Annotated in this window: 27 protein-coding genes and 1 riboswitch; of the genes, 19 read left to right on the top strand and 8 right to left on the bottom strand. The window is 55.4% G+C overall.

All coding sequences use genetic code 11. The annotated features are described in order from the left end of the window. Positions 1-45: 45 nt before the first annotated feature. The 3 genes from ACXIZX_RS23635 to ACXIZX_RS23625 form a co-directional block, all read right to left on the bottom strand. Positions 46-276, bottom strand: coding sequence for a YgdI/YgdR family lipoprotein (locus tag ACXIZX_RS23635; protein ID WP_479405217.1), 231 nt, complete (start codon positions 274-276; stop codon positions 46-48). 27 nt (positions 277-303) lie between these two features. Next, positions 304-537: a YgdI/YgdR family lipoprotein gene (locus ACXIZX_RS23630; protein ID WP_155727019.1), complete on the bottom strand. Its 234-nt coding sequence runs from the start codon at positions 535-537 to the stop codon at positions 304-306. A 129-nt stretch (positions 538-666) separates the two neighbouring features. Beyond that, positions 667-1437 (bottom strand): GntR family transcriptional regulator, encoded by a 771-nt coding sequence (locus tag ACXIZX_RS23625; RefSeq protein WP_479405216.1) that lies wholly within the window; start codon positions 1435-1437, stop codon positions 667-669. 79 nt (positions 1438-1516) lie between these two features. On the opposite strand from ACXIZX_RS23625, the gene ACXIZX_RS23620 reads away from it, so the two are divergent. From ACXIZX_RS23620 to ddpX, 8 genes are read left to right on the top strand one after another with little or no spacing between them, the layout of a single operon-like run. Beyond that, a complete protein-coding gene (locus ACXIZX_RS23620) occupies positions 1517-2797 on the top strand; it encodes a M20 family metallopeptidase (RefSeq protein ID WP_479405215.1) in 1281 nt (426 codons plus the stop codon). A gap of 21 nt (positions 2798-2818) precedes the next feature. Beyond that, positions 2819-4417, top strand: coding sequence for an ABC transporter substrate-binding protein (locus ACXIZX_RS23615; protein ID WP_479405214.1), 1599 nt, complete (start codon positions 2819-2821; stop codon positions 4415-4417). A 9-nt stretch (positions 4418-4426) separates the two neighbouring features. After that, a complete protein-coding gene (locus ACXIZX_RS23610; protein ID WP_007885920.1) occupies positions 4427-5374 on the top strand; it encodes an ABC transporter permease in 948 nt (315 codons plus the stop codon). Further along, positions 5367-6194, top strand: coding sequence for an ABC transporter permease (locus tag ACXIZX_RS23605; RefSeq protein ID WP_479405213.1), 828 nt, complete (start codon positions 5367-5369; stop codon positions 6192-6194). Before ACXIZX_RS23610 ends, ACXIZX_RS23605 begins: the two co-directional genes overlap by 8 nt. Further along, on the top strand, positions 6194-7831 hold the full coding sequence (locus ACXIZX_RS23600; protein WP_479405212.1) for a dipeptide ABC transporter ATP-binding protein: 1638 nt from the start codon (positions 6194-6196) through the stop codon (positions 7829-7831). The genes ACXIZX_RS23605 and ACXIZX_RS23600 overlap by 1 nt, the downstream gene beginning before the upstream one ends. A 10-nt stretch (positions 7832-7841) precedes the next feature. Next, the gene (locus ACXIZX_RS23595; protein WP_479405211.1) at positions 7842-9068 is read left to right on the top strand and encodes a M20 family metallopeptidase; all 1227 of its coding nucleotides are present in this window, start codon (positions 7842-7844) and stop codon (positions 9066-9068) included. Further along, the gene (locus ACXIZX_RS23590) at positions 9068-10180 is read left to right on the top strand and encodes a M24 family metallopeptidase (RefSeq protein ID WP_479405210.1); all 1113 of its coding nucleotides are present in this window, start codon (positions 9068-9070) and stop codon (positions 10178-10180) included. Before ACXIZX_RS23595 ends, ACXIZX_RS23590 begins: the two co-directional genes overlap by 1 nt. A gap of 15 nt (positions 10181-10195) precedes the next feature. Further along, the gene (ddpX, locus tag ACXIZX_RS23585) at positions 10196-10756 is read left to right on the top strand and encodes a D-alanyl-D-alanine dipeptidase (RefSeq protein ID WP_154156709.1); all 561 of its coding nucleotides are present in this window, start codon (positions 10196-10198) and stop codon (positions 10754-10756) included. 18 nt (positions 10757-10774) lie between these two features. Here the strand turns inward: ddpX and ACXIZX_RS23580 are convergent, their stop codons facing one another. Continuing rightward, the gene (locus ACXIZX_RS23580) at positions 10775-11464 is read right to left on the bottom strand and encodes an NYN domain-containing protein (protein ID WP_479405209.1); all 690 of its coding nucleotides are present in this window, start codon (positions 11462-11464) and stop codon (positions 10775-10777) included. A 336-nt stretch (positions 11465-11800) separates the two neighbouring features. Further along, on the bottom strand, positions 11801-12067 hold the full coding sequence (locus tag ACXIZX_RS23575) for a DksA/TraR family C4-type zinc finger protein (protein ID WP_479405208.1): 267 nt from the start codon (positions 12065-12067) through the stop codon (positions 11801-11803). 112 nt (positions 12068-12179) lie between these two features. Then, positions 12180-12307, top strand: a riboswitch (TPP riboswitch). 101 nt (positions 12308-12408) lie between these two features. Between ACXIZX_RS23575 and ACXIZX_RS23570 the strand changes: the two genes are divergently transcribed. The 8 genes from ACXIZX_RS23570 to ACXIZX_RS23535 all read left to right on the top strand — a co-directional run bounded on the left by ACXIZX_RS23570 (position 12409) and on the right by ACXIZX_RS23535 (position 18774). Then, the gene (locus ACXIZX_RS23570) at positions 12409-13491 is read left to right on the top strand and encodes a LuxE/PaaK family acyltransferase (protein WP_479405207.1); all 1083 of its coding nucleotides are present in this window, start codon (positions 12409-12411) and stop codon (positions 13489-13491) included. Beyond that, entirely contained in the window at positions 13488-14936 is a 1449-nt protein-coding gene (locus tag ACXIZX_RS23565) for an acyl-CoA reductase (RefSeq protein WP_479405206.1), read from the top strand. Before ACXIZX_RS23570 ends, ACXIZX_RS23565 begins: the two co-directional genes overlap by 4 nt. A gap of 110 nt (positions 14937-15046) precedes the next feature. Next, positions 15047-15814, top strand: coding sequence for a 3-oxoacyl-ACP reductase (locus ACXIZX_RS23560; protein ID WP_479405205.1), 768 nt, complete (start codon positions 15047-15049; stop codon positions 15812-15814). A 277-nt stretch (positions 15815-16091) separates the two neighbouring features. Beyond that, positions 16092-16790: a hypothetical protein gene (locus ACXIZX_RS23555; RefSeq protein WP_479405204.1), complete on the top strand. Its 699-nt coding sequence runs from the start codon at positions 16092-16094 to the stop codon at positions 16788-16790. Continuing rightward, complete coding sequence (locus ACXIZX_RS23550) at positions 16787-16978, top strand: hypothetical protein (protein WP_479405203.1); 192 nt, start codon at positions 16787-16789, stop codon at positions 16976-16978. The genes ACXIZX_RS23555 and ACXIZX_RS23550 overlap by 4 nt, the downstream gene beginning before the upstream one ends. Positions 16979-16988: 10 nt before the next feature. Continuing rightward, entirely contained in the window at positions 16989-17468 is a 480-nt protein-coding gene (locus tag ACXIZX_RS23545; RefSeq protein WP_479405202.1) for an Hcp family type VI secretion system effector, read from the top strand. Positions 17469-17550: 82 nt separating this feature from the next. Then, on the top strand, positions 17551-18039 hold the full coding sequence (locus tag ACXIZX_RS23540; protein WP_479405201.1) for a DUF4236 domain-containing protein: 489 nt from the start codon (positions 17551-17553) through the stop codon (positions 18037-18039). Between the two features lie 117 nt (positions 18040-18156). After that, complete coding sequence (locus tag ACXIZX_RS23535) at positions 18157-18774, top strand: hypothetical protein (protein ID WP_479405200.1); 618 nt, start codon at positions 18157-18159, stop codon at positions 18772-18774. Positions 18775-19101: 327 nt separating this feature from the next. Here the strand turns inward: ACXIZX_RS23535 and malG are convergent, their stop codons facing one another. Genes malG through malE form a run of 3 tightly spaced genes read right to left on the bottom strand, consistent with a single transcriptional unit; the run spans position 19102 to position 22773 of the window. Then, positions 19102-19992, bottom strand: a complete 891-nt coding sequence (gene malG / locus ACXIZX_RS23530; protein ID WP_479405199.1) for a maltose ABC transporter permease MalG — start codon at positions 19990-19992, stop codon at positions 19102-19104. A 9-nt stretch (positions 19993-20001) separates the two neighbouring features. Continuing rightward, a complete protein-coding gene (gene malF, locus ACXIZX_RS23525) occupies positions 20002-21522 on the bottom strand; it encodes a maltose ABC transporter permease MalF (protein ID WP_479405198.1) in 1521 nt (506 codons plus the stop codon). Between the two features lie 60 nt (positions 21523-21582). Continuing rightward, positions 21583-22773 (bottom strand): maltose/maltodextrin ABC transporter substrate-binding protein MalE, encoded by a 1191-nt coding sequence (gene malE, locus ACXIZX_RS23520; RefSeq protein ID WP_061719671.1) that lies wholly within the window; start codon positions 22771-22773, stop codon positions 21583-21585. Between the two features lie 363 nt (positions 22774-23136). Here malE and malK point away from each other — a divergent pair, with 363 nt between their 5' ends. The 3 genes from malK (at position 23137) to malM (ending at position 26610) form a co-directional block, all read left to right on the top strand. Beyond that, positions 23137-24246, top strand: a complete 1110-nt coding sequence (gene malK, locus ACXIZX_RS23515; protein WP_061719670.1) for a maltose/maltodextrin ABC transporter ATP-binding protein MalK — start codon at positions 23137-23139, stop codon at positions 24244-24246. Between the two features lie 41 nt (positions 24247-24287). Next, entirely contained in the window at positions 24288-25589 is a 1302-nt protein-coding gene (locus tag ACXIZX_RS23510) for a maltoporin (RefSeq protein WP_179452535.1), read from the top strand. 97 nt (positions 25590-25686) lie between these two features. Beyond that, positions 25687-26610: a maltose operon protein MalM gene (gene malM, locus ACXIZX_RS23505; RefSeq protein ID WP_479405197.1), complete on the top strand. Its 924-nt coding sequence runs from the start codon at positions 25687-25689 to the stop codon at positions 26608-26610. Positions 26611-26642 lie beyond the last annotated feature (32 nt).

The raw sequence follows: 26642 nt of genomic DNA, 5'->3' as shown, positions 1-26642 counted from the left end.
GCTATGGCGAAAATCCACTTTAGCGGGCGGCTTCAGGCAGAAAAGTTATTTCTTCGGAACTTCAGAGATCTCTTTCACGTCACTTTTATTGATTTGCTGCTTAACACCATTAGCATCGACGTAACCCAGCAGGCCGGTTTCGGCATCCTGTGGTTTGCCATCGGTCACGATGGTGCGTCCATCATTGGTGTGAATGGCGTACGAGGTCCGTGTACAACCGGTCAGAGCGGACAGGGCAATAAGCGCAGTAATAGAAAGCAAAATTGTTTTTTTCATTAGTCTCTCCAGGCTAGTAAAAGGATATTAATTATCCAGTTCGCTCATATTGGTAATCTTGTCGCGATTGATCTGCTCAGTTTTACCGCTTTGCGCATCCTTGTAAGAAACAAGGCCAGTGTCGCTGTCGATCTGCGGCTTACCAGACGTTACGATAGTGCGTCCGTCGGTGGTTTTAATCGCCTGATTAGAAGAGCAAGCGGTCAATGTCATTGCCATAAAAGTGCCAAGAAATGCCGTTGCCAGTACTGTTTTATTCATCATGATGAGTTCCTTTCAGTGGAATACGTTTAACTACCTTTAAAGCGTAGAACATTTTCCCGAAACTTCCAGAAACCCGTTGCATCTGCGCTGTTTAACCTGACTCAAACGGCGGTTCATGCCGCGCGATCAGCGAATCTCATTCACGTACATAAAGTGTTCGGTGCTAAAGCGGTGGTGCGCCAGAATCACCGGAAGGGCGCTTTGATCAAACGACACTTCATCAATCACCATCACGGCGTGTGGCAAACTCAGCTCCAGCAGCGCCGCATCCTCTTCATTTGCCAGCGTGGCGGTGATTTGCTCGCGCACGGCGGCGACGCGTAGATCGTAGCGTTCAAACAGATAGCGATAAAGCAGCGGCGGCAACTGATCGGCGGGAGGAAAATCGACTAAACGCGCCGAGGGCAATACCAGCGTTTCATGCATCGCGGCGATTCCCTTCACACGACGCAAACGCTTCAGCCGGATCACCTCATCACCCTGAGCAATTTGCAGTTTCTCAGCCTCATCGGCGCTGGCTTGGCTGAGCTGGTAATCGAGTAATCGGGTATCGGATTGCAGCAATCCGCCGCTTTTATCGTGCAGCCGGAAATACTGGAAGAAATGGCTGAGATTGTGCAGCGGCGCCCAGCCGGTCACCACGGTGCCGGTTTTGCGACGGCGCATCAGCATGCCTTCCGTGGTCAGCGCCGCCAGCGCTTTGCGCACCGTGCCAACCGACACACCAAACTTCGCCGCCAGGCTATTTTCACTCGGCAAAATCGTGCCTGCGGGCAGTTCGCCTTGCAGGATCGATTCGCTGATATGGCGCTTGACCACTTCATACAGCGGCGCACCTTCACCTTCGCTGAGTCTGGCGAAAGGTTGAGCATCGTTCGCGTCATAGTTTTTTTGCATGTTTCCGATTACCGATTGACCGCAGTGGTTGAATTGCATTATCTATAAACTATATAGAAATACAACAGACGATAATCCTATGATGCAAAATTCACGTTTTAACAGTGCATTAGCGATGATTGCCAACGACGGCGCGCAAATGACGGATGACCTCAAACAGATGCTCGAGGTCGATACCTGCTTCCCGCCGGGCAACGGTTACGGCGCATTTGCTGACGTGATGACGCATCTGTTGGAGCCGCTGGATTTTCGCTTTGCGCGCGTCTCGGTGCCGGAACATTTATGGCAGGCACCGGACGGCAGCGCGTACGGTGAACGCGTCAATCTGCTGGCGTCACTCGATGCCGGTGCAGCTGAAAACTGCAATCTCTACTTTCATACCGATACCGTGCCCGCCGGCGATGGCTGGCGTTTTCCGGCGCTGACGCTGACTGCAGCGGAAGGCAAGCTGTTTGGGCGCGGCGCGGCAGACATGAAAGGCACCATTGTTGCGGCGATGGCGGCGGTGCGCGCGGCGCAGGCGGCGGCGATTACGCTGCGTTTTAATCCGGTATTTCTGCTGTGCACTGATGAAGAGGGCGGCTTGTATCCCGGCATCCGTTATCTGGCGGAACAACAGCTTTTCTCAGGTCACCTGCTCAGCTTCAACGGTGGCGCGGTGCCGCGCATCTGGGCCGGCTGCTTTGGCAGCATCGATCTTAAAGTGATTATCACCGGACGTTCGGCGCACTCTGGCGATCCGGTTAACGGCATCAATGCTATCGAAGCGGCGCTGCCGCTGATGAACGCGCTTTATCAGCTGAAGCTCGAGGTGGAACAACGCACCTCGGCGATGCCTTCCCCGCCGCATTATCAAGGCAAACCGCTGACGTCACTGTTAACGCTGGCCGCCGCGCAGGGCGGCAGCAAAGGCTCGACTATTCCTGAGCGTTTTGAGCTGTTGATTAATCGCCGTTATGCGCCGGAAGAGCACTTTGACGCGGTGTGGCAAGAGCTGACGCACTGTGTGGAAAGCGCGATGCGCGACAGCCGCGCACTCGACGTCACGCTGCAAATGATTGGTCATCTCGCGCCGGTCGCTAACCCTGACGGCCCGCATTGGCCGCGCTGGCAGGCGGCGCTGAGTCAGGGATTTGGTTTCCAACCCAGCGAGTTCAAACCCTGGGGATCGTCCACCAGTTCCGATATGGGCTGGGTCCAGCAAGCCGGGATTCAGGAGATTTTACTCGGCGGCCTCGCCCGTCCAGACAATCGCATTCATGCCGCCGATGAGTACACCACGCTGGCAGATTTGATCGCACTTTCGCAGTCCATTCTGGCGTATCTCGCCGATGATTTTCAGCCAACCCAGGGTAGTTAACTAATTAACGAGGAAGAGAAGATGTGCGCAATGAAAGGGTTAAACCGCAGACAGTTTATCGCCAGTTCTACCGCTCTGACGGGCGCAGCGATGCTGCCCTGGTCGTTCTCGGCCCATGCCGCGCAGGTGGCGAGCGCTACGCCGGGCGGCACCGCGCGTAAAGGCGGCGTGTTGCGCATCAGCGTTGACCAGGCCGTCAGCGTGCTGAATCCGCATCAGGTTCGCGTCAACCCGGAATATCTGGTGGCGGAATTGCTGTACAGCGGCTTAACGCGTCTGACGCAGGAGATGAAAGCCGAAGCCGATTTGGCGCAATCCTGGCAGGCGAGCGCCGATCTCAAGCAGTGGACATTCACCCTGCGCCCGAACCTGAAGTTCAGCGACGGTTCCGCCTTAACCTCAGCGGATGTGGTCGCCAGCCTGCAGGCGCTGCTCGATCCGAAAAATGCTTCACCGGCGTTGCATAACATTGGGCCGATTAAAGCCGTCAGCGCGCCAGACACCAATACGGTATTGATTGAAACCGATGCGCCTTACGCCGATTTGCCGGTGATGCTGGCTTATCCGGACGCAAAAATCATCCCGGCCAGCATCGCGCAAGGCCAGTATGACAAGCTGAGCAAAGCCTCGTTCGGCGCCGGTCCTTTCCAGCTGGTTTCCTACGATCCGGAACGCAAAATTGTGGTGAAGCGCAATCCGCATTACTACGATCCGGCGCGCCCTTATCTGGATGGCGTGGAAGTAGTGGTTTATCCGGATGGTATCGCGGAAAGTTCTGCACTGATCTCCGGTGACACCGATTTGATGCTGAGCGCGCAGTCGAGTGAGTTTGCGCGCCTGTCCAAATCTTCCGGCGTGCTGCCGCTGCGCGTGGCATCCGGCCAGTTCCTCAATGTGAACATGGGCTGCGATCAAAAACCGTTCAACGATGTGCGGGTACGTCAGGCGCTGGCGCTGTGCGTTGATCGTCAGGCGTCAGTGGATTTCGTGGCGGATGGCTTGGGTTCACCGGGCAATGACACGCCGATCAACGGCGCGTATCCATTCTTCGCCAACCTGGCGAAAAAAGCGGTGGATTACAGCAAAGCCAAGGCGCTGCTGGCGGATGCCGGTTATCCCAACGGTCTGGATTTAACGCTTATCGCCTCCGATAAACCAGCCACCCGCACGCAGCTGGGCATCGCGCTGCGCGAGATGGCGAAACAGGGCGGTTTCCGCATCAACGTGCAGACCATGGCGCACAGCACCTATCTCGATCAGGTATGGAAGAAAGGCAATTTCTACGTCGGCTTCTACAACATGCAGCCGACGCCGGACGCGGTGTTCTCTCTGCTCTACACCTCAACCGCATCCTGGAATGAAACGCGCTGGAACAACGCGGAGTTTGATAAAGCAGTCGGCGCAGCGCGTGAAACCCGCGATGAAGCCCAGCGCGCCACGCTGTATGGCAAAGCGCAGCAGCTGATGCATGACGAAGTGCCATCGGTGATCCCAACCTTCTTCGATCTGCTTGCCGCCAGCCGCGATTATGTCGGCGGATATCACCTGCATCCGCGCGGTGCGGTGTTCCGTCTTGACCATATCTGGTTGACCGACAAAGCGCCGAAGCGCGCAGTGTAAGGAGCGAACGTGACAGCAAGTTATCTGCTTAAACGCCTTCTGCTGATGGTTTACACCTTGTTAGTGGTGTCGCTGCTGGTCTTTGGCATCACTCAACTGTTACCGGCCGATGCGGCTGTCACTTTGCTGGGACAAAACGCCACGCCGGAAGCGTTGGCGGCGGTGCGTGAACGTCTGGGGCTGGATGCCCCGGCTTGGTTGCAATACTGGCACTGGCTGACGCAGGCGCTGCAAGGCAACTTTGGTGTATCGATGCGCAATGGCCTCGAAGTGGCACCGACACTGCTAACGGCGTTATCGCGTTCGCTGCTATTGGCGGTGTGCGCCTTAATTCTGATGCTGATTATCGCCATTCCCCTCGGCATCTGGGCGGCGGTGCGTCGCGGCAAAACCGCCGATGTGCTGGTGAGCGTTATCTCCTACATCGGCATCTCCTTCCCGGAATTCGTCACCGCTACGCTGGTGCTACTGCTGTTTGCCGATGTCTGGCAGATTTTGCCCGCCACTGGCTATGTGCCGCTCAGTGAGAACTTTGTCAGCGGCATTCAGCACCTGATTCTGCCGTCGGTGACCGTGGCGCTGATTCTGGTGGCGCACGTCTCGCGCATGGTGCGCTCAGAGATGGTCGATGTGCTGCATACCGATTACATTCGCGCCGCGTGGCTGAAAGGCTTATCGCGTCGGCGCATTCTCTGGCGACATGCGCTGCGCAACGGCTTGTTGCCAACCATCACCATCGTGGCGCTGGATGTCGGTTATCTGCTGGGCGGCATTGTGGTGGTGGAGGAGATCTTCGCTATTCCCGGCATTGGCCGCGAACTGATTGTCGCCGTGCAGGCGCGCGATCTGCCCACTATTCAGGCTGGCGTGATGATCCTCGCCGCGACCTATTCAGTGGTGAATTTCCTGGCTGATTTGGCCTACGTCACTCTCGATAAGCGGATCTCCTATGCCTGATATTTTGAAACGTTTGCTGCGTTCACCGCAGGGCGCCGCAGGCGTGCTGATTATCTTGCTGGCGCTGCTGATGGTGGTGGGCGGCGCGCACGTGGCGCCTTTTGATCCTGAATCGATCTCCATCCTGACGCGCTATAAGCCGCCCAGCGCGGAAAACTGGTTTGGTACCGATCAGATGGGCCGCGACATCTTCAGCCGCGTGATGGTGGGCGCGCGCTCAACCATTTTACTCTCGCTGCTGGCTACCGCGCTGGCGATGGTGATCGGTTCGGTGCTCGGCACTGCCAGCGCCTATCTGGGCGGCAAATTTGATGAGTTCATGATGCGCACCATGGATGCGGTGATGGCGATTCCCAGCCTGCTGTTTGCGTTACTGATTGTCAGCACGCTGGGGCAGAGCAGCATGAACGCGGTGCTGGCGATCACCATCGCCTTTGTGCCGGGCATGGTGCGCATCTCGCGCAGCGTGGCGTTAGCCGCCCGCCAGCAGGATTACATCAACGCCGCCATCGCGCGCGGCGAAGCCGGGCACTACATCATCCTGCGTGAAATGCTGCCGAATATTCTGGCGCCGATCATCGTTGAAGCCACCATTCGCGTTGCCTTCGCCATCATGCTGTTTGCCACCCTGAGTTTTCTTGGTTTGGGCGCACAGCCGCCAGAGCCGGAGTGGGGATTGATGGTCTCGGAAGCGCGCGCCTACTTTTTCAATGCGCCGTGGATGATGATGATTCCGGGCCTCGCCATTGCGCTGGTCGCCATTGGTTTTAATTTACTGGGTGACGGGCTGCGTGATGTGCTCAACCCAAGGAGCCACTGATGAGTGACAAGCTTGCACCGGTGCTGTCGGTAGAAAATTACAGCCTCGATTACGCGTTAGCCAAAGGACATGCGCTGCCGGTATTGCGTGACATCAACCTGCAAGTGATGCCCGGCGAAGTACTCGGGCTGGTGGGCGAATCGGGTTCCGGCAAAACCACGCTCGGCTGGGCGATTATGCGCTGGCTGGCGGGCAATGCGCGCGAGCTGCAAGGCGATATCCGCCTGAACGGTGACAGCTTGCTGACCTTGCCAGCGGCCAAACTGACGGCACTGCGCGGGGCCAAACTGGGCATGATTTTTCAGGATCCCAGCGCCTCGCTCAATCCCACGCTGACATTGGGTGAGCAGGTCACCGAAGTGTTACGCCGCCATCGCGGTTTGTCCGCACGTGAAGCGCAGGAGCTGGGCGAATCGCTGCTGCATGACGTTGAACTCAAAAATCCGGTACGCATGATGCGCCGCTATCCGCATCAGGTTTCGGGGGGCGAGAAGCAGCGCATTCTGATCGCTACCGCTTTTGCCTGCCAGCCGGACTGCATGATTTTTGATGAGCCAACCACCGCGCTGGATGTAATTAGCTCAGCGCAGATCCTCGATCTCTACGAGCGGTTGCGCGAAGAGACCGGCGTCGCGTCGCTGTATATTTCGCACGATCTGGCGTTAGTCGCCAAAGTCGCCAACCGCGTCTGTGTGCTGGAACAAGGGCGCATTGTCGAACAGGCCGACACGCGCAGCCTGTTTAACGCGCCGCAAAATGCCTACACGCGCAAGCTGATTGAGGCGGTGCCCAATCCGCAACATCGGCTGGTGCAGGACGCGCCAGGCACTCAACCGTTACTCGGCCTGAAGCAGCTCACCATCGACTATGGTAAACAAGGTTTGCTCGACCGCCTGTTGAAGCGCGAGGCCAATACCACGCGCGCCGCCAATGCGGTTTCGCTCACTGTGCATCAGGGAGAAATCCTCGGCGTGGTCGGCGAATCGGGATCCGGTAAATCCTCGCTGGGTAAAGCCATTACTGGCCTGGTGCCGTTCAGCGGCGAGCTCGATTTTTGTGGCTACACGCTGCATGGCCGCGCGCAGATGGATAAAGAGTATCGCCGCCGCGTGCAGATGATTTTCCAGCATCCCGATGCCTCGCTGAATCCGCGTATGACCATCGGCGAGATCATCGCGCGGCCGCTGCGCTTGTACGGTTTGCCGCCGGGTGAAACCGAAGCACAGGCGGTGGCGCGCCTGCTGCAGGAAGTGCGTTTGCCGCCGGAGTTTGCGCAGCGTTATCCGCATGCGCTATCGGGCGGCCAGAAGCAGCGCGTCGCCATCGCCCGCGCCTTTGCCAATCCACCGGATCTGGTGATTTGTGACGAGATCACCGCCGCACTCGACGTCTCGGTGCAGGCTACCATTATCGAATTGCTACTGGAACTGCGTCGCCGCTACGGCACCGCGTATCTGTTTATTACCCACGATCTCAACCTGATTCGCCAAATCGCCCATCGCGTGGCGGTGATGTATCGCGGTGACGTGGTGGAAGTGCTGCCCGGCGACAACATGTCGGCGCTGGCGCAGCATCCTTATACCCGTGCACTGCTTGATGCGGTGCATATTCCCGACTTATCCAAGTCCGTTGCATGACGAGAAAAACATGAATCCTGAACAGTTAATTCATCATATCGATCGCGAATATTGCCTCTCTTTCCTGGCAAAAATGGTGCAACACAAAAGCTACAGCGCCACCGATGGCGAGCGTGAACTGGCGAAATACATGGCTGCGCAGATGGCGCAGCTGGGCCTGGAAACCGAACTGCAGAACGTGCCTGGCGATCGACTGAACGCCATTGGACGATTGGCGGGCAGCGGCGGCGGCAAAAGCCTGCTGTTCAACGGACATCTGGATACCAATCCGGTCACCGAAGGCTGGACCGTCGATCCCTGGGCAGGAAAAATTGACGAGCAGTTTATCTACGGCATCGGCGTGTCGAACATGAAAGCGGGTGATGCCGCCTACTTTTGCGCCTTGAAAACCCTGATTGATGCCGGTGTAAAGCTGAAAGGCGATGTGATTCTGACCTACGTGGTGGGCGAGTTGCAGGGCGGCATTGGCACGCTGGCGGCGATTGAGCAAGGCGTGCGCGCCGACTACTTCATCAATGCGGAACCGACCGATCTGCAAGCGCTCACCATGCACGCCGGTTCCTTGATGTTTACCATTGAGCTCACCGGCGATACGCGCCATTTATCGAAACGTGAAGAAGCGGTCGATGCGATCAGCGCCGCTGTCGAGCTGATTCCGCAGATTAACAGTATGACCTTTAGCGGTGCGAAAACTGCTGAGCATCTGAAGATTAACCGTGGACACATCGGTACCGTGCATGGTGCGTTGGGCCGCGATCTGGAAGAGTGGCGACCGCCGCAGGTGGCTGACTTTGTGCGCTTAAAAGGCTCGGCACGCTTTGCGCCGGGGCAAACGGTGGAAGGTGTGCTCGCCGATCTGCAGGCATTGCTGAACACCTTGTGCCAGCGCTACCCGGGCCTGAAAGCCGAGCTTTATGATGATGGCATTCGCGATAAACCCACCATGTTGCCGTTCGAAGTGTCACCGGAATCGGCCATCGTTAAAGCGGTGAATCGCGGTTGGAAAACCGTGCGCGGCACCGAGCAACCGACCGGCGTGATCACGCCTCCGGCATTCTTTGGCACCGACGCGGCGCATCTCTATCAGCATGCGGGCATGGAAGGGATCGTCTGTGGGCCGGGCGGAAAATACAACACCATGCCGGATGAACGGGTTGAAATCAGTGAATTCCTCGATATGGTGCGCATCTATTTGCTGGCCATTCTGGAGATTTGCCAGCCGGTTGAGGCCGCGTAATGCACGCCGAAGCGCTGATGCGTCTGCGTGCCGCCATGCAGCAGAACGCGGTCGATATTATGTTGGTGGATCATGGTGAGCTGCTGGCGTGGCTCACCGGCTTTACCGTCTCCGAAACCTTGTATCGAGCCTGCCTGGTGCCGCTCAACGGCGAACCCTGGATGGTGCTGCGCCAGCTGGATGAAGCGCCATGCCGAATGCAATCGCCGAATCTGGACGTGGAAAGCTATCGCGATGATCAGGATGCCTGGCACGCGGTGGCGCAAAGTCTGATAGGTCGCGGATATCAACAGGCGCGCATCGGCGCAGATTTTTATTCTTACGGCATGACGGTACACAGCTGGCAGCAGCTTTCGCGCTATCTGCCAGACGTGAGGTGGTGTGATTTAACCGGGCTGAGCGACCGGCTGCGCAGCGTTAAATTCCCAGCGGAAATCGCCGCGTTGCGTCAGGCTGCTGCCATCGCGGATGCCACACTAATGGCGATTGGCGCGGAAGTGGAAGGCGGCTGGCGCGTGCGAGATGTCGCCGCGCTGGCGGCCGGACAGTTTTTACAGCTTGGCGCGGATACCGGCGAAACCGGGCCGATTGTGATCGCCAGCGGTGATAATGGTTTTCTGCATGCTAGTGGCCACGAGCAGCGGCTGGAAATAGGCGATGTGCTGCACGTCGAGCTGATCCCAAAAGTGAAACATTACAGCGCACGCCTGATGCGGCCTTACATCGTCGGGGAGATTTCGGCGCAGCGTGCCGAACTGGCAGCACAGCTGATCGCCATACAGGATCAGCAATTTGCGGCCATGAAACCGGGCATGACGGCGCATGAAGTGGATGCCATCGTGCGCGATGCGGTGCTGAGTAGAGGATTGCGCGCGGATTATCCCAATATCACCGGTTATGCGTTGGGGCTTTATACTCGCACGCCACGACCGAGTGATTTTTCCTGCAGTTTTCACGCTAATGCGCAGTGGCTGCTGGAAGAGAATATGGTGTTCCACATGTATATTTCCGCGCAAGGCCTGGCGTTCAGCGAAACGGTGCGCGTTACGCCCGCTGGCGCAGAACGGCTGACAAATTTACCGCGTCAGTTATTATCATTGCCGGACCAGTAATGAACAGGATGTCTTATGACGCAGGACGTTGAACTGATTGATTTAGCCGTAACCTTTCCCGCTTTACGTTTCGATCTGAAATATGCCACGGCGGATAACATCGCGGGCTATGCCATTTACCAGGAGGCCAAAGCGTTGCTGCATCCGGCCGCCGCCGACGCACTGGCAAAAAGTATTGAGATCGCCCGGCTGGCGGGATTCAGTTTGTTGGTACTCGATGCCTATCGGCCGCAGCAAGCGCAGTGGCACTTGTGGGATGCCTGTCCGGATAAAGATTATGTGGTGCCGCCCGCGCAGGGATCGAATCACAGTCGCGGTGTGGCGATTGACCTGACGTTACTTGATGCACAAGGCCAGCCGCTGGATATGGGCACCGCCTTTGATGCGATGGAAGTGGAATCGCATCCCTATCATCCGAATGTCCCCGCCGAAGCACAACGTAATCGCCTGCTACTGAACGCAATTATGTTTGGCGGCGGCTTTGTCGCTATGCCAACCGAATGGTGGCACTTCGAGTTGCCTGACGCGAAAAATTATCCATTACTTGATGAGCGATTTGGCTGCGTTGCTCGTTGAATGATGTGGTTGTAATGCCTACCAATATTCGGGTTTAACCGCAGGTTTTTTATGCGTCGCAACCCGAACAGGAAACTGGCATGCATCAAGCTCTTCATTGGTGATCGTTCTGCGTATCCAGTGACTATGATTCTGCAGCGAACCCGGAACACCACGTACATTTCCCTGGCGGTGCGGTAAAATTATCCCGATGCGAACTTCGGGATAATCTTCGCGAATAGCCTTAAGTGCTGGCGTCATGTCGGTGTCAGCCGATACTAACACCAGCTGCGCGACCCTCTCTTCTGCTGGCAACTTCTGCTGTTTTGCAAACAAACGATACATGCTGATGGCAATATTCACGTCGGTTTCTTTTTCTTCAAGTTCCCAGATATCTACCTTATCCAGACGTGATGCGGGCACGTTTTTACTGATGAAACGCGGAGCCCGAGCGTGCTCAAGTCGATGACGTCCGGTGAAGATATTTATTCCGGTCGTTTTCAGCGCGCGAATATAAGTATCCTGAGCGTGTCGGGATTCAATACCGCGTGTGGCGAGGTGGGGAATAACCGAGGAGGTATAATAATTTACTGTTTCAATTATGGCAGTCGGATCCTGTACCCGGCATATATACGACAGCAGCAATGACAAGTTGAGCCATTTATAAGGCGTACCTGCAAGGAGTCCATAAAATACATTGTATCCATCAATAAATATTGCAGTACGCACTCTTATCCTTCCTTAAGATACGAAAAAACCGGCCTGAGCCGGTTTTTTCACCCTAACGGCCAGCGAACTGAATCGCTGCGTACAGGGTTGAGTTGTGTGGCTAACTTATCAGCATTACTGGCTAAACTCAAGTTGCTCAAGGTAAAAGCTAATCCATGAAGATTATAAGTTCAGGCGCTAATTTCGCTTCCAGTAGTAGTGCAGCAGTATTTATTGTTGAAAAGACTGGTTATATGCGAATGGTCTTACTTCAGGTTAACGGTATTTCTAATCAAAAGTATTTAGTACAGATAATATTTTAAAATGTCCATTAACCTGAATCGTTAATTTAGATAACTACCGCAACTGACTATCCTTACTTCCGCGGCGGTTATAACCACCGATCGCCGCCTGTTTTTTATCGATCTTGCTCTGGCAATTCACGCAGTAACGCACGCCAGCTAATGCCGCGCGACGCGCTTCCGGGATCGGTTCGCCGCACTCGTCGCAAAACTCGGCGCTTTCACCGTGGCCGAGATTCGCGCGCGCGCGGGCCACCGCGTCATCGACCGTGGCATCAATTTGTTTGTGCACTGCACCGTCTTCTGACCAACCGCCAGCCATACTTCACCTCCAAAAAAACAGATGCCCAAAGTATAAGACATGGCGTGATGAATGCCGGACAGGCCAGAATTTAACAAGGTTGACACATCATCGCGCGCCATCCTAGACTGCGGCTTGTTCCAAGGGGTGCTCTGTTAAGGGGCTGAGATTCTACCGGCTGGCGTGTATGCGCTGGCAACGTAGTGACCCTCCGAACCTGATCCGGCTAATACCGGCGTAGGGATGCGGAACCGCAGGGCGATATTGCGCCCTGATTCCCTCTTTGTGCTTTGTAGCGGACAGTTCGCGCTCTTCAGGCGGTGCCTGAGAGTCTCTGCGCAATTGCAAAGGTGGCGACGTACATGAACGAAACACACATCATTCAGGCTCTGCTGACATTCCTGCAGCGTGAAGAGTCTTCAGACGACGATTTCAACCAGTTGGCCCTCGAAATCTTCGCTTATCAGTTCGCACACAACCAACCTTATCGCCGCTTTGCCATCCAGCGCGGACGCACGCCGCTGACGGTGAAAAGCTGGCGCAACATTCCCGCCATCCCGATTAATGCCTTCAAAGATCTGACGCTCAGCTGCCGTCCCACCGACCAAATTGCCGAGATCTTCATGACCAGCGGCACCACCGGCACGGTAAAAGGGCGCAGCTACCATCCGACGCTGGACGTGTGGAAGAAATCGATGCTACTCAACTTCCGCCGTCGCTTTATGGCGGGCAGCGAACGCATGCGCATGGGCATTTTGTTCCCGGATAAAGTGGCGATGCCGAACTCGTCGCTGGCGACCTATCTCGATTTGGCGATGCAGGAGTGTGGCACGACAGACAGCGAAGTAATGGTGGGCGAGCATGGCCTCGATATCGATCGCCTGTTTAGTGCGCTCGAGCAGGCCGAAGCCAGCGGTGAACCTTATGCGCTGCTGGGTGCCAGCTACAGCTTCATGCCTCTGCTGGATGAAATGCAGCGCCAGCAACGCCGCTTCGCGCTGCCTGCCGGCAGTCGAATTCTCGATACCGGCGGTTTTAAAGGCCAGTCGCGCGAGATTGGCGCAGAGGAATTCTACGCTTCGCTCTCTCACGCCTTCGACATCCCGCGTTCACACTGCATCAACATGTACGGTATGACAGAAATCAGCACGCAGTTTTACGATGCGGGCAATGAGCGCTGCCCGCCGGTGAAATCCGGGCCGCACTGGATCCGCACGCGCGTGGTCAATCCGCTTACCGGCGATGATGTGCCGGACGGCGAGGTTGGCGTGCTGGTGCATCATGATTTGGCACATTTCAACTCGGTTTCCGCCTTGTTAACGGAAGACGCGGGCGTGATGGTGCCCGGCGGATTCCATCTTTTGGGACGCGCGAACGGCGCTGATGCCAAAGGCTGTTCACTGACCATGGAAGCGTTTCTCGCCAGCGCGCAGGCACCGCTGTGAAAGAAGTTGCCGGACATTTGCCGGGCCTTTCCGCTGACGAAGTGCAGTGGCACACGCTGAGCTTCAATCATCATGGCGAAAGCCTCGAAGTTAGCGTGCCGCAACTCAATGACCAGCAGATAACGGCGCTCGCAGCGCGCATCCGCACCAACGCCCGCGCTTATCTTCATCAGCTAAGCGTGGCGCAGATCATCGCCATCATTGATGAAGCGGTGGCGCGACTGCTCGATCGCGATCATCCACTGCGTATCAAAGCCGAAAAGCTGCTGCCTATCGTCACCGGTTACGACGCCGACATGGTGCGGCTTGGCCTCACCGGCTACCTGAAAACTTTCCGTCAGCCGCAGCTGAAGCGCTTTCTGGCGGAGGATTTCGCCGATCCGCAGATGCTCGACGATTTCCAGCCACGCCCCAAAGGCGGCTTCGCGCGTGCGTTTGGCCCGCAACTGTTGATGCATATCTGGGCGGGCAACGTGCCGGGCTTACCGCTGTGGAGTTTGATCTGTGGTCTGCTGGTCAAGGCGGGCACCATCGGCAAACTGCCGGGTAATGAGCCGCTGATGGCAAGCTGGTTCGCGCAGTTGCTGGCGGAAATCGACCCAAAACTCGGCGAGTGCATCGCGGTGGTGTGGTGGAAAGGCGGCGATGCGCAAACCGAGCCAACCTGGCTGCGCCAACCCGATGTGCTGGTGGCTTATGGCGGCAACCCAACGCTGGCGGCGATCCAACAGCGTTTGCCAGTTACCACGCGCTTTTTGCCGCACGGCCACAAAATCAGCTTTGGGCTGGTGGCGCGTTCAGCGCTGAATGCTCGGCAGGGCGCGGAACTGGCGCGCCGCGTGGCCTATGACGTGATGCGTTACGACCAGGCCGGTTGCTACTCGCCGCAGATGCTGTTTGTCGAGCGCGGCGGCAAGGTTTCGCCGGATGAGTTCGCCAGCTACATCGCCCATGAACTCGCCGCGCTGGCGCACAAACATCCGCGCCGTCCGCTGGCTAATAATGAAATGAACAGCATTGCCGCGTGGTGTAATGGCGAGGAGATTCGTGCGCTGGGCGGCGATCGTACGCTTTACGGCGAGGCGTCAGACAGTTGGGCGGTGGTGAGTGTTGATCATGCGGAGCCTTTATCGCCTGCTGCGCTCGGTCGCACCTTGAAAGTGGTGTCCGTGGATGCGCTGGAGGAAGTGGTCAATATGGTGGCGCAGCAGCGACATTTTCTGCAAACCGCAGGCGTGGCGGCCTCGCCGCAGGAATTGTTTCGCATTTCCGCTTTGCTCGGACAAGTGGGCGTCACACGCATCGCAGCGTTCGGCAACATGACCTCGCCGGAAGCAGGTTGGCATCACGACGGGCGTTTTAGTTTGCTCGACCTGGTGACCATCACGGAGATCGAGCAGGGCGCAGAAGCTGCTGCCGAAAGTTACGCACCGTATACGGACTGACGCGGTCGCCATAAATGGCGACCCTACGACGCGTTTATGCATATTGGGTTTTGTAGGGTGCGCATTAATGCGCACCTGGCTGAATCACACTCCATCACTAAGGAGCAATAATGAAATTCCCCAACCAAACCGTTCTGGTAACCGGCGCAAGTCGCGGCATTGGTGCGGCAATCGCTAAAGCCTTCGCCGCTGAAGGCGCATTTGTGGTGGTGAACTATCTGCGCAATGAAGCTGCTGCAGCGGGCGTAGTTGCAGAGTGCCGCGCATTAGGCGGCGATGCGCTGGCGATTGCCGCAGATGTCACCTCTGAACAACAGGTCAACGCGATGATGGAGCAGATCGTCAACGCCACCGGCCGCCTCGATGCGGTGATCAACAACGCCTTCGCACCTTACGTTTTCGACACCGAAAATCGTTCACGCTTTTGGGAAACGCCATGGTCGGGATATCAGTCGCAGTTCGATGGCGCGGTGAAAGCCGCCTATAACGTCTGCCAGGCGGCGCTACCTTTAATGCGTGCGCGCGTGCGAGGCAGCATTGTCAATCTCACCAGCGATCTGGTGGCGCGTCCATCGGTGCCGTATCACGATTACATCACCGCTAAAGCCGCATTGACCGGCTTTAGCCGCACGCTGGCGACGGAGCTTGGCCCGCTGGGGATTCGTGTTAACTGCGTGGCGCCCGGTTTGGTGTATCCCACCGATGCCAGCCAGACCACACGCGAAGAGGTGCGCGATTTTCTCACCGCGCAAACCCCGCTACGGCGTATCGCACGACCGGAAGATGTCACCGGCCCGGTGCTGTTTCTGGCGTCCGACTGGAGCGAATTTGTCACCGGGCAAACCTTATACGTCGATGGCGGATTAGTAATGAATTAACCCGTAGGGTCGCCATTCATGGCGACCGTTTCGCATTAATCTGCTTAAGACGAATGATATATATCTGTACGCAATTACGTATTAAATAATAGATATTTCAAGCACCAACATATCTCAGTGTTTTCTTTACTGAAACGAATAAAACACACATTTAAGTGCGGATTTACACTTCCTTATTTTATGAATAAGGATCACATCTGGTTAAAATTTATCTTCACGGAGTAATATCATTACCCTATAGTTTTTATGGTTAACGGAATTAACTATAGGGATATATATGTACCACAGTGATGCGGTCATAAAGCAGCTTCAGGCGCAAAGGATTCTGGCAGAAAAGCTCGATAACGCCGTTTCCGGCGTTATTGATGCAGTTTCCGATCAAGTCAGTAAGATCAATAAAGGGGCGACGCGACTTTCATTTTATGCATCGTGCTTTACTGAGGACTATTTTGATGTTTGCAGAAAACAAGCGATCGAAGATAAGCGTTTCATGATGGGAATGGTTCAGTTGGTAAAAGACCGGCGTATTGTTTTCGAACTTCTTAAAACCTACATCGATTATCAACTTGAGCACCGTTCTATGCAGCAGATTGCGGTAATTAAAAACCATATGATGCGGTTAAATATTCACATTGCGGCAAGCGCGCTGACATCAAACGCCTTTGCGGTCGGGGCGACAATGGCAGTGATTGTAGGAATGAATATCAGATTTCCTGTTGCCAACAGTATTGGGGGTTATTTTGGAGACGCAGTGGGTGTTCTGACAATATACGGTATCGTCCAGAATGCGGCAGAAAGCGCAAAACGATTGCAAGTAATGCATCCGGCTTATTATCAGGCGCTATACATACGCAGGCTTGAAATGATGTATTTTCTCATTGAGTCCGAATTTATTCGGGCTGGCGCGCTCATGAATAAATGGCTTTCAGAATATGAACTCGCTCAGGTGCTCGCGAAATTGATGGGAAGAGCATGAAACGTTTCTTTATGCAGTGGCTGAGGTCACAATCAAAAATGCTGCTGCGTATCTATGTGCCAGTTATTGTTACTGTGCTGTACGGCATGTTGCAATTTTACCTTTTCCCTGACAGCGGCATGTTGAGCGTGGGGATCGTTTACTTGTGTGCGTATATTTTTGTTGTTTATAAATGTCGAAAACTTTAAAGGATTAAATATGTCTGTTCCAGCGCATTTATGGTTAGAAGATGAAAATGGTTCCCCGATTGTGGGTTCCTGTACGATGCCAACCCGCCTCGGTTCGATTGAACTGAACACGGTGATGCACAATATTACAATCCCGGTAGACCAGCACACGGGCAGGTTGACGGGAACGCGTGTGCATACCCCAATATCGATTCAGAAGGAGTTTGATCGTACAACGCCAACGCTGCTTCGTGCGCTATGCCAGCCCAGAACGCTTAAATCAGCGACCATCAAGATGTACCGAATTAACGAAGCGGGCATTGAGGTTGAGTATTTCAATATTCTTTTGGAAAACGTCAAAATCTCCAGCATCTCTCCGGCTTTGCTGCCAAACGGCCAGAACAGCACGCATCTGGAAAATATTGAGCTACGATATGAAACAATCACATGGAAATACGTGGACGGCAATATTGTGTTTAAGGATGGATGGAATGAGAGGATGATTGCTTAGCTTCATTCAATGTTGTCAATTTTATCGACGCATTAAGCTGTGAAAAATGAGAACATTTGCCCTTACTCAATAATCAAAAGGAATGGTTAAAAACATGGGGTTTAGATTTCGAAAATCGATAAGCATTATTCCAGGTGTAAGGATGAACCTGAGCTCCTCAGGTGCGAGTATGAGTGTTGGGCCGCGTGGGGCATCCGTTTCGTTCGGCAAACGCGGTACGTTTGCCAATTTTGGGCTTCCGGGGTCGGGATTGAGCTATCGCACCCGGCTCGATCGAGCAAGTGCAGCGAGCAGAAAACGTAATGTCTCTCGACATGAGGATCCCTATTTACGGCAGGAGCTTGAGCAAGAGGTTGAAGCGCTTAATCAGGCAGTAGACGATATTGTTAATATCTATCTCCTTACACCCGATCCTCGTACGGGGCATTCTTACTCGGAGCTGGAAGCGCATTATCGCCAGTTAATGTTGCAACCTTACAATGTGCCTGCACCTGTCCGTCCGGAGAAACCCGTTCCCCTTATCGCACCTGAACAGCCTGAAGAAAATCAAGGTCGTGGTCTGATTGGCTGAATATTTGAATCAGCTTCTGCTCGCGAGGAGCGGCAAACACGTAATTTTGAGCAATGGCAACGAGAAGTCGCAGAGTGCAAACAGGAAAACGAACTTTCCCTTAAGCGTTATCAGACGATGCGCCAGCACTGGGCGGAGCAGTACGCTAACTGGCAATTCGATGCGGCTGAGCATGAAAAGAAGATTGCAAGCAAAGCGGTGAACGTTGCATCGCAATTCGCCACCGATAGCAGCTATTTCGAATCACTTCTGTCCGAAGTCATTCAGGCTGCTGACTGGCCACGTGAGACGCTGGTTTCATTTCAGGTGAATAGCTCCGCATCTGAAATTCTTATTGAAGTGGATTTGCCAGAGTATGAAATGCTGCCCACTTCATCAGTGCGGGTGAATGCTCGTGGAACAGAGATTATTGAGAAAGAGCTGTCACAAAAGGCTATACGCGAACGTTATGCTCTTCATGTGCACGGGATCGTATTGCGGCTGGCTGGTATGGCTTTTTGCGCGCTGCCTTTTAATACCGTTATCGTCAGTGGCTTTACTCAGCGAATCAGTAAACAGACTGGGCACCTTAATGACGAATACATCATATCCTCACGTATTGAACGCCATTTATTTGAACGGCTCAACTTTAGTAATCTGGAAAATGTCAGCCCGATTGAAGCTTTTGATCAATTCCAAACACATCGTCGCATGAGCGCAACTTTCATTTTTCAGCCAGTTACACCTATTGCTTAAGAATAGGGGCTGGGCCTCTATTACTCTGTAGCCCGAAACAACGTTGACGAAACCGCATTCATTTGGTCTAAAACTGGGGACAGAAGAATCTGTAATAACTCCACTCCAAAAAAGAAGCGGCCTTGAGGCCTAATGCCGTTCAGTTAAGCAATAAATTGCATGTTTATGAAGGTGCGCATAAATGCGCACCCTACGAAAACCTACCCAAACAATTGTAGGGTCGCCATTTATGGCGACCGTTTTACGCTTAACTGATGTGCATTAGGCCCGAAGGCCGCCAAAACCCTCAATTGCAGTGAACATTGAGGAAGGAGGATAATAAACGGGTTAGCCTTTCACGCCTCCGGCGGTCAGGCCGCTGACCAGCCAGCGTTGGGCCAGCAGGAACACCAGCGTAATCGGAATCGCAGAGAGCACCGCCGCCGCTGCAAAGTCGCCCCACAGATAGTTTTGCGGGTTCAAATATTGCTGCATGCCGACTGCCAGCGTGTAGCTGTTCACATCGCGCAGCAGCAGTGACGCCACCGGCACTTCAGTAACCGCAGCGATAAACGCCAGAATAAATACCACCGCCAGAATCGGCACCGAGAGCGGCAACAGCACCAGCCGGAACGCCTGCCACGGCGTGGCGCCATCCAGCGCCGCGGCTTCTTCCAGCGAACCGTCGATGGTTTCGAAATAGCCTTTAATAGTCCAGACGTGCAGGGCGATGCCGCCGAGATAGGTAAAGATCACGCCGCCATGCGTATTCAGGCCGATAAACGGCAGATATTGTCCCAGACGATCAAACAGCGCATACAGCGCCACCAGCGACAGCACGGCCGGGAACATCTGGAAAATCAGCATGCCTTTTAACAGCGTGGCGCGCCCGGCAAAACGCATGCGGGCAAAGGCATACGCGCAGGTAGTGGAAAGCGCCACAATGCCAATCGCGCTGATGGCGGCGATTTTCACCGAGTTCCACAGCCAGAGCAGCACCGGGAAGGGCGGTGGCGTCACGCGGCCATCGGCGTGCTCCACGCTGAAACCTAACGCCAGCTGCCAGTGTTCCCAGGAAATCTGCTCTGGGATTAGCGAACCTGTAGCGAAGTTGCCAGCGCGCAGTGAGATGGCTAAGACCATCAGCAGCGGAAACAGGATTCCCGCAATAAATATCAGCAGCAGCAGATGCGTCATCAACAGACGCAGCTTTTGCGATTTGGGTTGCACCATAGCCATAACGACTCCTTAATCGAATTTCATCCGCACGGCTTTAAGATTGATCACCGCCAACGCGCCCACCAGCAGGAAGATCAGCGTGGCAATCGCCGCCGCCAGACCAAAGTCCTGCCCGCCGCCACCTTCAAACGCAATGCGCCAGGTGTAATTGACCAGCAAATCGGTGTAACCGGCTGGCGTGGTGGTGCCGATACGATCCGGTCCGCCGTTGGTCAGCAGCTGTACCAGCACAAAGTTATTAAAGTTGAAGGCAAAACTGGCGATCATCAGCGGCATAAGCGGCTTCAACAGCAGCGGCAGGGTAATCAGGAAGAAGTTCTGCAGCGGCCCGGCACCGTCCATCGCCGAAGCTTCATAGAGATCGTCCGGAATCGCTTTCAGCAGCCCCATGCAGAGAATCATCATGTAGGGATAACCGAGCCAGGTATTCACAATAATCAGCATGGTGCGCGCCAGCGTCGGATCGCTAAACCACGCGGGCTGGAAGCCAAACAGCGCTTGCAGCATCACGTTGATTTCACCGAAGCTCTGGTTGAACAAGCCTTTGAAAATCAGTATCGAGATAAAGGCGGGCACGGCGTAGGGCAAAATCAGCATCACGCGATACACCGCTTTGCCTTTCAGCGCTTCCCACTGCACCAGACACGCCAGCACCATGCCGACCGCCACGGTGAGAATCACCGTCACGAAAGAAAACAGCAGCGTCCAGCCAAAGATCGCCAGAAACGGTTTCTGAATCCCTTCATCGGTAAACACGCGAATGAAATTCTTCCAGCCGGTATTCACCGTAAAGCCCGGACTCAGCGCTTCACCGCTGCTGTTCTGATAGAAACCACTCTCACGATTGGCCTGATACAGCGCGCCGCTTTGTTGATTTTTCAGATCGCCGTTGGCTTGCAGCACATACAACGGGCGCGTGCCGGAGAACTGGCGCAGAGAGCTCATCACCACCAAACGACCATCCGGCAGTTCGGCCTGAATCTGGTTCAGCGCCTGGCGGTTGGTAGTGACGATGCGCAGCGTGGCGCGTTCACCTGGCGGTGGCGGGGCGCTGGCTAGTTTCAGCTTTTGCGATCCGCCAAAGGCAAACGCAGGCGAGACGAAGGTTTGCCCGTTGCCCGCTTCGGTCAACACCAGCTGCCAGCGTTCGCCCGCCGGAATCAATGAGAAGTTCAGCGCTGAACCATCCTGATATTGACGGCTCAGCAACACCTGTTGCGCGCGTTCCAGCGTCAGCTGATTGGTGCTGCTGTAGTTGGTAAAGGCAATCGCCACGGTGCAGGCGAGGGGAAACAGCACGAACAGCGCCATGCCGGCGAGGCCGGGATAGACATAGCGCCAGGCATAAGCGCGACGATTGGCATAAATCCAGATGCCGACGGCGCTGATAATCAGCGTCACCAGCGCAAACAGATATTCACCTTTTGCATACATCAGCACGAGCAGATAGCCGACCAGCAGACAGCAGATACCGAGAAAAAGAGCCTTCAGCACGGCGCTGAACCGTGCTGTTTTCGGTTTTCCTGACATGATGCGGTTTTCCTTAACAGCCAGTAACGAGCCGGATTGCGCCGGCTCTGGTAGAGAGGATTACTTGTTGAGTCGTGCCTGCGCATCTTTCAGCGCCGCATCGACGCTTTGACGTCCGCTCAGCGCATTCAGCGTGGCGGTGCGCATCGCGTACCAGAAGGCGGCCATCTGCGGGATGTTCGGCATGATGTCGCCGTTACGCGCGTTGGTCATGGTGGCGGCGATACGCTCATCCTTCTCCAGCGTCTGCTGGAACGATTTCAGCGCCACCGCGCCAAGCGGTTTGTCTTTGTTGACCGCATCAAGACCGGCATCGGTCAACAGGTAATTTTCCAGGAACTCTTTGGCCAGCTCTTTGTTCGGGCTGGCGGCATTGATCCCAGCACTCAGAACGCCGACAAAGGTTTTGGAATTTTTGCCGTTCAGCGTTGGCAACAGCGTGACGCCGTAGTTGATTTTGCTCTTATCGATGTTGCTCCACGCCCACGGCCCGTTGATGGTCATGGCGGTTTGCCCTTTATTAAAGGCGGCTTCAGCGATGGAGTAATCGGTATCGGCATTCAGCGTTTTCGCCTTTACCTGATCGACAAGGAATTTCATGCCCGCTTTGGCGCCAGCGTTATCCACGCCGGTATCTTTCACGTCGTAGCGGCCATCGTTGAGCTTAAAGGCATAAGCGCCGCCCGCCGCCAGCAGCGGCCAGGTGAAATACGGCTCCTGCAGGTTAAACATCATGGCGCTCTTGCCCTGCGCGCGCATTTTCTTATCGATGGCGGCGATCTCTTCCCAGCTTTTTGGCGGCTCAGGCAGCAGATCTTTGTTGTAGATGAGGGACAAGGATTCCACCGAAATCGGATAACCGATCAGCTTGCCGTTGAAGCGCACCGCGTCCCAGGTGAACGGGAAGATTTTCTCCTGGAAGCGCGCGTCCGGGGAAATCTCCGCTAACAAGCCTGACTGCGCATAACCGCCGAAGCGATCGTGTGCCCAGAAGATGATGTCCGGGCCATCGCCGGTGGCGGCAACCTGCGGATACTTCTCTTCCATTTTGTCCGGATGCTCAACCGTCACCTTGATGCCGGTCTCCTGCTCAAACTTTTTACCCACTTCAGCCAGGCCGTTGTAGCCCTTGTCGCCGTTGATCCAGATGACCAGCTTTCCCTCTTCAATCTTTGCAACGGCAGAAGCTGAAAACAGCACGGCCGTCAGGGCGGAAAGGGCAAGAATGCGTGCACCGGTTTTCATTGTCATAACTCCATCCTGTTAGCGGAAACGGAAATCGTTTTACCTGCCACATTGTGAGTATCTGCCGCCGCTTCTCATCCTCCCCGGTTCTACGCCTGCCTCTCATCTGATGTGATCTGCGTTGCAGAACCACCCGGTTATCACGGGCTGGCGCACACAATCGTCGCTCTGCTCTGCGTCATAGCTCACAAAAATGGTTGCCTGCCGCGTTTTATCAGACGCATCTGCACGATCTCCTCCTCCCGTCTCCTCCCCCACGCCGACGCGCTGCGGTGGAGGATGTCGGCCTTGATGTCCTTGCCCATAGTGGTCGCCGGGGTCTGTCCGCCGACTTGCGGACAAGGAATAGCAAGCTGAGAGGAAAGCATCATGTCGAGCGTTACGTTGCGCAGTGTCTCCAAGGTGTGGGGCGAAACCGAGGTGTCGAAAAACATCAGCCTTGAGATCGCCGAAGGAGAGTTCGTGGTTTTTGTCGGACCTTCAGGCTGCGGCAAATCGACGCTGCTGCGCATGATTGCCGGGCTTGAAACCATCACCAGCGGCGATCTGTTTATTGGCGACAAACGCATGAATGAGGTGCCGCCCGCCGAGCGCGGCATCGGCATGGTGTTTCAGTCCTACGCGCTGTATCCCCATCTTTCGGTGGCCGAGAACATGTCGTTCGGCCTGAAGCTGGCGGGCACGCGCAAAGCGGAGATCCAGCAGCGCGTCAATCAGGTAGCGGAAGTGCTGCAGCTGGCGCATCTGCTGGAGCGCCGTCCGAAAGCGCTGTCGGGCGGGCAGCGTCAGCGCGTGGCGATTGGCCGTACGCTGGTGGCGGAACCGCGCGTGTTTTTACTCGATGAGCCGCTCTCCAACCTTGATGCCGCCTTGCGCGTGCAGATGCGCATTGAGATCTCACGTCTGCATAAGCGTTTGAAGCGCACCATGATTTACGTCACCCACGATCAGACCGAAGCGATGACGCTGGCGGACAAGATCGTGGTGCTGGATGGCGGCCACGTTGCCCAGGTCGGCAAGCCGCTGGAGCTTTATCACTATCCCGCCAATCGTTTCGTCGCCGGTTTTATCGGCTCACCGCGCATGAATTTCTTACCGGTAAAAGTCACCGCCACCGCCATCGATCAGGTGCAGGTGCGTTTACCCAACACCCAACTGGTGTGGCTGCCGGTCGACAGCGCCGGTGTGCAGGTGGGCAGCAACATGTCGTTAGGCATTCGTCCCGAGCATCTGCTCTCCAGCGATATCGCTGACGTCACCCTTGAAGGCGAGGTGACGGTGGTGGAGCAGTTGGGACACGAAACGCAAATTCATATCCAGATTCCCGCCATTCGTCAAAGCCTGGTTTATCGCCAGGAGGACGTCGTGCTGGTAGAAGAGGGCGCCCTGATGGGCATCGGCCTGCCGCCGGAGCGTTGCCATCTTTTCCGTGAAGATGGCAGCGCCTGTCGCAGGTTGCATCAGGAACCCGGTGTTTAGCCCTGCAAAACAATAAAAGCAATGACCTCAGGAGATAGAAAATGTTAACTCTGCGCAAACTCCCTATCGCGGTTGCTATCGCGGCAGGTACGCTCGCTGCCCCGTCGATGGCAGTCGATTTTACCGGCTATGCCCGTTCCGGCATCGGCTGGACCGGCAGCGGCGGGGAACAGCAATGTTTTCAGGCCACCGGCGCACAAAGTAAATACCGTCTGGGCAACGAATGTGAAACCTACGCTGAGCTGAAGCTGGGCCAGGAAGTGTGGAAAGAGGGCGATAAGAGCTTCTATTTCGATACCAACGTCGCCTATTCGGTTTCCCAGCAGAATGACTGGGAAGCGACATCCCCGGCGTTCCGCGAAGCCAACGTGAAGGGCAAAAACCTGATTGATGCGCTGCCGGGTTCCACCATCTGGGCCGGTAAGCGTTTCTACCAGCGTCATGACGTACATATGATCGACTTCTACTACTGGGATATTTCCGGTCCCGGTGCTGGTCTGGAAGATGTGGATCTCGGCTTCGGCAAACTCTCTTTTGCCGCCACGCGCTCCTCGGAAGCGGGCGGTTCTTACACCTTCTCCAGCGATCAGATTCGTGATTACGCTACCAGCACCGCCAACGACGTGTTTGATGTGCGTTTAGCGGGCCTCGAAACCAACCCGAACGGCGTGCTGGAATTGGGCGTCGATTATGGCCGCGCCAACGCGCGTGACGGTTATCGCCTCGAAGATAACGCCTCCAAAGATGGCTGGATGTTCACCGCCGAACATACGCAGAGCATGATGAAGGGCTACAACAAATTCGTGCTGCAGTACGCCACCGATGCGTTGACCTCACAAGGCAAAGGGCTGCCGCAGGGCACCAACATCAATAACAGCGGCAGCATGTATCGCGTACTCGACCACGGTGCAATTAACCTCGCCGATCGCTGGGATCTGATGTACGTCGCCATGTACCAGAACACCGACCTCGACAACAACCGTGGTACCGAGTGGTACACCGTGGGCGTGCGCCCAATGTACAAATGGACGCCGATCATGAGCACGCTGCTTGAAGTGGGCTACGACAACGTGAAATCGCAGCAGGTTAACGAGCGCAACGGCCAGTACAAAGTGACGCTGGCGCAACAGTGGCAGGCGGGCGACAGCATCTGGTCGCGTCCGGCGCTGCGTCTGTTCGCTACCTACGCCAAGTGGGATGAGAAGTGGGGCTACAGCAAAGACAGCTCAGGTGATTTGACCTCCTTTGCCTCTAACGACAGCAGCGGTAACGGCATTCTGACCAACAGCCGTGGCAACAACGACGAAGTGACATTCGGGGCGCAGATGGAGATTTGGTGGTAATGCTCCCGCTTGTGGCTTAACTGAGACGATCTCTTTTTGGCGCGGCGCGCCATTGCCTGGTTCGCGCCGCCGCCTGACAGTTTTTTGAGGTTATAAAATGAGAATGAAAAAAACGGTTTTTGCGCTCTGCCTGAGCGCCGCGTTGCTGGCCGGTCAAAGTTTACCGGCGCTGGCTGATGTCAATCTGGTGCCACAGGATCTCTCTGCCGCACCCACATTCCCCGCCGCCAGCCTGCAAACGCTGAGCTGGCTGCCGGTAGATACCTCCCGCACGCAGGTCACCGCGCTGAGTGAAAACCACACCAATCTTAATGCCGCAGGCGTGACGGGTTCGGTGGCGGCCTACAGCTTGCCAGCCAATATCGGTGAACTCACCATTACGCTGAGCAGTGAAGTAAAACAAAATCAGGTATTTGCGCCGAATGTGCTGGTGCTGGATGAGAATATGCGTCCAGCAGCCTGGTTCCCGGCGCGCTTTTTCACCTATCAGCAGCCGGGCGTGATGGCGGCAGATCGGCTGGAAGGTGTGATGAAACTGACGCCGGCGCTGGGTCAGCAAAAAATCTATCTGCTGGTGTTTACCACCGAGAAGGATTTGACCGAAACCACCACGTTACTGGATCCGGCGAAAGCCTACGCTCGCGGCACCGGTAATGCGGTGCCGGATATCCCCGATCCGATTGCGCAGCACAGCCGCGATGGCACGCTGAAACTCAAAGTGAAGACCAGTTCAGGTTCATCAATTCTGGTTGGGCCGCTGTTTGGATCATCGGGCCCGGCGCCGGTAACCGTCGGTAATACGCAGCCAGTTGCGCCGGCGACTTATCGTGCTGCCCCGGTTTCGGATGCAAAACCTAAACCGATCATGACGGATACCGAAGGTTACTTTAATCAGAACATCCGCGAAGCGGTTGAGAAGGGCAATATCGATAAGGCGTTGAAGCTGCTGGATGAGGCCGAACGTTTAGGTTCCACCTCCGCCAGACAAGTGTTTATCAGCAGTGTTAAAGGCAAGGGGTAATCCGCCCCGGCAGTGCTGATTTGTCCCATCTG

It is taken from the genome of Candidatus Pantoea symbiotica (assembly GCF_056491525.1).
This window is presented reverse-complemented; position numbering and strand designations above follow the sequence as displayed.